The organism is Nocardia otitidiscaviarum (assembly GCF_007362295.1).
Taxonomy (GTDB): domain Bacteria; phylum Actinomycetota; class Actinomycetes; order Mycobacteriales; family Mycobacteriaceae; genus Nocardia; species Nocardia otitidiscaviarum.
This window is the reverse complement of sequence record NZ_CP041695.1, coordinates 1,088,302-1,094,619: the sequence shown is the minus strand read 5'-3', so window position 1 is coordinate 1,094,619 and position 6,318 is coordinate 1,088,302. Positions and strand designations below refer to the sequence as shown.

The 6,318-nt window shown below is 70.4% G+C and carries 7 protein-coding genes; 2 read left to right on the top strand and 5 right to left on the bottom strand.

Translation table 11 applies throughout. The features are described from left to right. The 5 genes from FOH10_RS04685 to FOH10_RS04665 are packed head-to-tail and all read right to left on the bottom strand — an operon-like array spanning position 1 to position 5,303. Positions 1–1,887 carry a non-ribosomal peptide synthetase gene (locus FOH10_RS04685; protein ID WP_143979762.1) on the bottom strand — a complete coding sequence of 629 codons (1,887 nt, stop codon included), beginning with the start codon at positions 1,885–1,887 and terminating at the stop codon, positions 1–3. Then, positions 1,884–2,906, bottom strand: a complete 1,023-nt coding sequence (locus tag FOH10_RS04680) for an HAD-IIIC family phosphatase (protein ID WP_143979761.1) — start codon at positions 2,904–2,906, stop codon at positions 1,884–1,886. Before FOH10_RS04680 ends, FOH10_RS04685 begins: the two co-directional genes overlap by 4 nt. Continuing rightward, complete coding sequence (locus tag FOH10_RS04675; protein ID WP_143979760.1) at positions 2,906–3,889, bottom strand: beta-ketoacyl-[acyl-carrier-protein] synthase family protein; 984 nt, start codon at positions 3,887–3,889, stop codon at positions 2,906–2,908. The genes FOH10_RS04680 and FOH10_RS04675 overlap by 1 nt, the downstream gene beginning before the upstream one ends. Beyond that, on the bottom strand, positions 3,886–5,028 hold the full coding sequence (locus tag FOH10_RS04670; protein ID WP_143979759.1) for an acyl-CoA dehydrogenase family protein: 1,143 nt from the start codon (positions 5,026–5,028) through the stop codon (positions 3,886–3,888). The genes FOH10_RS04675 and FOH10_RS04670 overlap by 4 nt, the downstream gene beginning before the upstream one ends. After that, complete coding sequence (locus tag FOH10_RS04665; protein WP_244961616.1) at positions 5,025–5,303, bottom strand: acyl carrier protein; 279 nt, start codon at positions 5,301–5,303, stop codon at positions 5,025–5,027. Before FOH10_RS04665 ends, FOH10_RS04670 begins: the two co-directional genes overlap by 4 nt. Positions 5,304–5,499: 196 nt before the next feature. Here FOH10_RS04665 and FOH10_RS04660 point away from each other — a divergent pair, with 196 nt between their 5' ends. Continuing rightward, positions 5,500–5,904 carry a hypothetical protein gene (locus tag FOH10_RS04660; protein ID WP_143979758.1) on the top strand — a complete coding sequence of 135 codons (405 nt, stop codon included), beginning with the start codon at positions 5,500–5,502 and terminating at the stop codon, positions 5,902–5,904. An 89-nt stretch (positions 5,905–5,993) separates the two neighbouring features. Beyond that, positions 5,994–6,308 carry a hypothetical protein gene (locus tag FOH10_RS04655; RefSeq protein ID WP_143979757.1) on the top strand — a complete coding sequence of 105 codons (315 nt, stop codon included), beginning with the start codon at positions 5,994–5,996 and terminating at the stop codon, positions 6,306–6,308. Positions 6,309–6,318: the final 10 nt, after the last annotated feature.

Sequence of the window (6,318 nt, the reverse complement as noted above, 5' to 3'; positions counted from 1 at the left end):
TCACACCTCGAATGCCAGGGGGATGTCGGCCGCCGCGGCGGGTTCGGCGGTGTGCGCCGGGTCCGCGGGCAGCGCGGCGGCCTGCGCGGCCACGGTGTCCAGATCGAACAGCAGGCCCACCGAGATCGCGCCCGGCCAGCGCGCCTCCAGCCGCATGTGCAGCGCGACCACACGATGGGAGTTGCCGCCGACGTCGAGAAAGCGGTCCTCGCGGTCGAATTCGTCGTGCAGCAGCACTTCCGACCAGATCGCGCCGATCGCGCGCTCGGCCTCGGACCAGTCGTCCCGCGAAACCGGCTGCCGATCAACGGGTTTGTGCAGCAGCGCGCGCAGGGCCGATTCGTCGAGCTTGCTGCTGCCCGCCGCGATCGGCAGCGCGTCGATGGGGACGAAGCGCGCCGGAACCGCCTCGGGCATCAGACGTTCTGCACAGAACTCGGCCAACGCACTCGATGCGGGCGGGACGGCGGTGCTGTCCACCGGCACCCAGAAGCCGGCCAGATATACGGTGTCGTCGACATCGGTGACCGGCAGTACGACCGCTTCACGCACGGCCGGATGGGCTTCCAGCACCGTCTCCACCGCACCGCGTTCGATGCGCACACCGCGAACCTTGAGCTGACTGTCGGCGCGACCGTGGAATTCGATATCGCCGTGGGCGTCCGTGCGGGCGAGGTCGCCGGTCAGGTACATGCGCGCACCCGGTGCGGTGGCGAACGGGTCGGCCACGAAGCGGGTCGCGGTCAGGCCAGGCTGGGCGGCGTAGCCATCGGTGATCTGTCCGCCGCCGAGGTACAGGTCGCCCCGCGTGCCACTGCGGACCGGACGCAGCCGATCGTCCAGCAGGTGCGCCGTGCTGCCCGCGGTCGGCCTGCCGATCGGCACCAACTGTCTCGGGATGTCCGCGACGGTGTGCACGATGCAGGTGACGGTCGCCTCGGTGGGTCCGTATTCGTTGTACAGGGCGGCGGCAGGCAGGATCTCGCGGTGCTCGTTTACCACGCGCGCCGGAAGCGCCTCCCCGGCCAGCGTCACAATGCGTAGTGTCGACCGCAGTTCGACCAGGCGTGGCAGCAGCAGCCGATAGAACGACGGGGTGGCGACGAGGTGGGTCACCGCGTGGCGACGGGCGAGCGCGGCGACCGCGTCCGCGTCGCGCAGCATCCGGGCGTCGGGCAGCACGCTCGTGCCGCCCACCGTGAGCGCCCAGGCCAGCGCCATCAGGGAACCGTCCCAGATCAGCCGCATGGCCGAGAAGGTGACCAGTTCGCCATCGGTGTACGGGTAGTCCCGCGAGCCGATCAGGATGGCGAGATTCGCGCGGGAAACCACCACCACCTTGGGCACGCCCGTGGAGCCGGAGGTGGTGATGGCGTAAGCGGGCGCTCGCGACAGCGGCCGACCCGGCAGTGGCATCTCGGACGATTCCGCCCGCACGGCGACGTCGAGCAGTGGCGGACCCCCCGTCGCGTCCGCCACTGCCGCCGCCATCCCGCCCGGCGTGAGCGGATCGCGGCCGTCGATGATCACGGCCCCGCAATCCACCGCCGCCAGCAACGCGCCCAAGGACGCCTCACCACCGGGGCCGGGTTCGATGACGCACCAGGCCGCCGCCGCGCGCTGGGCCGCGATCATCCCGATCAGGGTATCCAGGCTCTGTTGCTGGTAGACGACGACCGTCTGCCCGGGACGCACCCCGGCGGCGAGCAGCCGACGCGCCAACGACGCTGTCGCGGTGTCGAGTTCGCGGTAGGTGACCGAGCGCTCCCCCACCACGAGGGCGGTGCGATCGGGTACCCGGTCGGCTTGGCGCAGGAACCCGTCGAGCAGGTCGGCGCTCGGCACATCGGTACTCGGTATATCAACGCTCAGCGGGTCCGTGTTCATCGGACCACCTCGACATGATCGGTGCCGCCGATAGTCGCGGCCGGAGCCGTGCGGGCGAGCAGTATGCGGTCCCCCGCGCGCTCGACCACGTCGTATCCGGCGAAACGCAGGGTCACCAACATGACCCGGTTCAGCGGTGTGGCAACGAATTCCGCGGCCGAGCGCAGACCGGCCGCGGCGGCGCGCCGCACCACCTCGGCGATGAAGGCGGTACCGACACCGCGCGACATGACCCGGCAGGACATGAGCAGCAGGAGCAGGACCGAATCGGATCCGCGCCGTTCGGTCACCGCCAGCCCGATGGTGCCGTAGCCACCGAAGCGGTCGGTGAGCGAGGCGACGAGCACCTCGTGGCGCGGGGAGGCGCACAGGGCCCGCAGTTCGGCGAGGTCGAAGGTGACGCCGGTGGTATTGAGCTGGTGGGTGCGTTCGGTCAGCTCGTGTGCGCGCACCAGATCGGCTTCGGTGGCCGGGCGCACCGTCATGACCAGATCCAGCGAGGCGAGGAAATCGGAGTCCGAACCGCCGAATTCGGCCTGGGACTCCTGGCGTTCGCGTTCCGCGCGGTACAGCGCGCGACGCTGCCTCGCCTCGGATGTCGCGGTGGCGGGCGTGAATTCGGGTAGCTCCGGCAGCTCGGTAATGCGCTCGGCCGGGTAGCAGCGCACCTCCGGGAGGGCGGCGGCCACCTCGGCCAGCTCGACCGGATCGTTGTCGACGAAGGCGATGGTGTCGCGTCCGATATTCAGTGCCGCGGCGATGCGGCGGACGGCCTCCGACTTGGGGCCCCAGCCGATCTCGACGGCCGAGAACATGTCCTCGATACCGTGGGCGCGCAAATGCGCCGTGGTGGCGGCCGGTTCACCGCGACTCGCGACCGCGTGCAGGATGCCGCGCTCGTCGAGAGTCCGGATGGTGTGCAGCACTTCGGCTTTCGGTGCGCCACCATCGGCTTCCAGGACGACGCCGGGCCACACCGTGTCATCGAGATCCCAGACCAGGCATTTCACCGTCGTCATCACAGCCTCCGCAGCAGTCCGGCGCTCCACGCGGCGACCGGGCTGCTGTTCAACAGCAGTGCGTACGCATCGGTCGCACGGGTGGGTGCGGCGGCTTCGAGATTGACCAGCATGTCCATCGAGCCGAGATGGCCGTAGGCCGCCAGATTGGCGTGGCAGACCTTGTCGACCGGGCGGTCGAGCGCCTCCTCCCAGAAGGCGAACGCTCCCGCCGACAGGTTCTGCATGAGCATCGACCCCGGCGCGCCGTGAGGAACTTCGTTGCGGCGCAGCAGTTCCGGGATGATCGTGTCGAATCGCTTCTTGCTCTCCACGGCGAGCCGGAAGGAATAGCTGGACTCGTCGGCGCACTCCTCCACCCAGTCCTCGGAGTCGGTGTCGCGGTAGTCGATGCGGAACAGATCGGCGTATTTGCCTTCACTGCGCACGATCTGGTCGACGAACTCCCAGCGACCCGGACCGGAGGTGGTGACCAGCACCGCCGCCGCACCGTCGCCGAGCAGCGTCATGGGGGCGCGATAGCGGTTGCGGGTGGGTGTCTTGGCCGCGGTGACCACGAGGGCGGTGCGGCAGTGGGTTTCGGCGCGCACCAGGGCGGCGGCCAGGGTCAGTGCCGAGGAGATGGAGACGCAGCCGAGATCGCCGACCGCCGTGGTGAAGGCGCGGGTGGCGCCGAGCCGGTGTTGCAGCCGGGTCGCCTCCGAGGCCAGCAGGTAGTGCGGTGCGCGGCCGGTGACCAGGATCAGCGCGTCCAGGTCGGCGGCGTCGAGCGCGGCCTCGTCCAGGGCAATGCGTGCCGCCTCGGCGGCGAGATCGACCTCGGTCATGGCGTCGGCCGTGCGCACCGTGTCGATGCCCAGGGCCAGGGCATGGTCGCGGCGGTGCGCGGGCAGTTCGGACAGTTCCGCCAGGGTCGCGACCTCGGCCACGGTGTCCGGGAACCAGGTCGCGACCGGACCCAGCAGTACGCGGTCGTGCGTCATCGCGCACCCCGCACGACATGTTCACCCATGGCCACCTCGGCGACCTCCTGTGCTCCCTCGATGATTTGCATGACCTTGGCGTCGCGATAGAACCGGCCGACGCGACCGTCCGGTGCGCAGCCCGCCGCGCCGAGCACCTGCACGGCGCGCTCGCTGACCGTGGCCGCGGCGGCCGCGGCCGCGTATTTGGCGGTGATGGTGGCGATCAGCGCCGCCGGGGATCCGGCGATCCGGGCGTCGGCCGCGCGTTCGCACAATGCTCGAGCGCCTTCGACGTCCGCCCAGCCGCGGCCGAGCGTGGCGCGGATCAACTGGTGTTCGGCGAGCGCCGTGCCGCCCTGGACGCGGGTGGCGGCGTGAGCGGCGGCATCGTCGAGGCAGGCGCGGGCGAGCCCGACGCAGCCCCAGGCAACGGTGTAGCGGCCGTGATCCAGCGCGGTGCCGATGACGTGGGAGAGGCCGAATCCGGGCGGTGCGATCAGCTGGGTGGCGGGGATGCGCACCCGGTCGAACCGAATGGTCGCCAGCCGCGCGCCGCGCAGGCCGAGGCCACTGTCGGCGGGCTCCACCGCGACGCCGGGACGGTGCCGATCCACCAGTGCCGCGCACAGGCCACCCGGGGCGGAGCCGGGTGCGGTCGGCCCGGATGCCGGATCGGGCGATCCACCCACCTTGCCGAGTACGAGGTACACGTCCGCGCGCTGGCCGAAGGTGACCCACAGTTTGGTGCCGGTCACCAGGAAATCCTGGCCGTCGGGTGCGAAAGTCGTAGCGACAGCGGATAGTTCGGTGCCAGCACCGGCTTCGGTCGCCGCCAGCGCGGCAATGAGCTCACCGGAGGTGAGCCGGGGCAGCCACTCGCCGCGCTGCGCGGCCGTACCCCAGCGGTCCACCGCGGCGGCGACCATTCCGTGCACCGTCAGCAGCGAACGCAGGCTGGTGCACGCGTGCCCCAGCGTCGCGGCCAGTTCGCCCAGCTCGCGCGCATCGCATCCGGCACCGCCGAATGCCACGGGCCGATCCGCGCCGAGCACCCCGGCCCGCGCCGCCCGCTCGACCATGGCATCGGGCAGCCCGTCGCGATCCCACCGCGCACCGTCCACGGCCGCGGCCCGGACGAGGTCGTCCACCGCGATCACGAGCGACTGTCCCTGCCCCGCTTGCGCTCGACGAAGGCGGCCGCCCGCGCCGCGCTGCGAAAGTTGTCCAGCTCGAGATCCTCGACCTCGACCGTGATGCCGTACGTCTTCTCGACGTGCACGACGATCTCGAGCGCCCGCAGCGAATTCACCAGTCCGAGCGCGAAAATATCGTCATCCGGCGACAATTCGATCTCGGCCATCGACCCGAAGTAGGCCAGCAGCTCCTTCGCCAGCTCCGCACGCCGCGCCTCGACCCGTTCCAGGTCTCCCACGAATGTTTCCCTCTCGCCGTGATCCCGCGGCGAGCTCCTCCCGATCCCTCACCGCGTAGACAACGACACCATCGCGGGTGATGGCGAACAAGCCCCGGTTTCTACGGGCGAAACGGGCACAACGTGGCCTCGAGTCCACTGGGTACTGTTCCCCTACGAATCGTTTCTCATCCCGAATCGTTCGAAGGAGGGACGAATGGACAGGCCAGGATCGGACTCGCTCGGCACGAAGCTGGACAGACTGGCCGAGGCGCTGACGGAGGGGCACGCCGCCATCCGAGCCGACGGCGTCTACGTCGATGTCAGGGCGGACGGCCAGGTCACCACCGTGCACATCGACGAGGACGCCTTTCCGGGCGGGCGGCGGCTGGGTCCGCTGCTCACGCGCCTGCTCAACAGCGCCCGCGAGCAGGCGCAGGCTCAGGTCGAAGATCTGGTTCGCGAGGTGCGCGACGATCCCCGGACAGCGGCGGTGATCGAACAGATCGGGGACGCACCCCAGCGCGACCTGCCACCGCCGCCCGCGAACATGGGCTACGGCTCCGGCGACGATGAGGACTACCACCCGCTGCGGCCGAAACCGCGCATCGCGGCCGACTGACCGAGCGTCCGGCGCGAGGGCCCTGCGACTCGCGTCCAGTACAGTTACCAGCGGAAACGGACCAGACTGACCGAAGCGGGGATCGGCCGATGAGCTACGACGCCGAGGATTTCATCTTCGTCGACCGGGAACGGGTTCGTGGTCTGGTGTCCGCGATGAACACCGCCGCGGACACGCTGGGCGGGATCCGCGCCGACGACCAGACGCTGTCCTCGACGCTTGCCCTCAACCCACTGCTGCCCGGCACCGGGATCGACGCGGCATGCATGACCGGCTCCACCAATGCCACGATCGCCATGACCGCGACCACCGAACAGGTCCGGGTGATGGCCGTGCGCACCGGCAACGGCCTGTCCGCGGTCCTGGCGCAAGACGCGGACTCCGCGAGCCGGATCCCCCGGTAGCGAGGACCGG

Bases quoted from the DNA above. Each gene is read 5' to 3' on its own strand.
- FOH10_RS04660 (WP_143979758.1), top strand. From the start codon at position 5,500: ATGGACAGGCCAGGATCGGACTCGCTCGGCACGAAGCTGGACAGACTG.
- FOH10_RS04680 (WP_143979761.1), bottom strand. From the start codon at position 2,906: ATGACGACGGTGAAATGCCTGGTCTGGGATCTCGATGACACGGTGTGG.
- FOH10_RS04675 (WP_143979760.1), bottom strand. From the start codon at position 3,889: ATGACGCACGACCGCGTACTGCTGGGTCCGGTCGCGACCTGGTTCCCG.
- FOH10_RS04655 (WP_143979757.1), top strand. From the start codon at position 5,994: ATGAGCTACGACGCCGAGGATTTCATCTTCGTCGACCGGGAACGGGTT.
- FOH10_RS04685 (WP_143979762.1), bottom strand. From the start codon at position 1,887: ATGAACACGGACCCGCTGAGCGTTGATATACCGAGTACCGATGTGCCG.